Origin of the sequence: Streptomyces sp. WM6386, assembly GCF_000972385.1 — a bacterium.
Classification (GTDB): Bacteria; Actinomycetota; Actinomycetes; order Streptomycetales; family Streptomycetaceae; genus Streptomyces.
Window position 1 is genome coordinate 1 of sequence record NZ_JXTE01000738.1, and the last position, 328, is coordinate 328.

The 328-nt window shown below is 72.3% G+C and carries 1 pseudogene; it reads right to left on the reverse strand.

The window, feature by feature from the left end:
- Positions 1-276 (reverse strand): annotated as a pseudogene (locus tag TN53_RS43460) (hypothetical protein); the annotation flags it as partial.
- Between the last annotated feature and the right edge of the window lie 52 nt (positions 277-328).

The window sequence follows — 328 nt, forward strand, 5'->3', positions numbered from 1 at the left end:
CACCGCCGCGACGTCCACGTTGTCGACGACACGGTTCGTGAGCCGGTTGATCACGACCCCCTGCACAGCCGGCTCGGACGCCAGCGGAGCGACGGTATCGACGTACCGGTCGGTGTCGGAGACCGTGTCCTGGACCCAGGCCGCGGCAACGGCCAGGGGCGCGAGCAGCAGAGCCAGCAGGAGCAGGACCGAGGAGCCGACCTGGCGCAGCCGCCGGTGACGTGTCGTCGCGTGACGGCGCAGTCGCTCGTATTCCGCTCGCTCCTCGGCGGTCATGACGTGTTCCCGGTGGGAGGCTCCGCCGGGATGCGGCGGGTCCGGGGGGGGG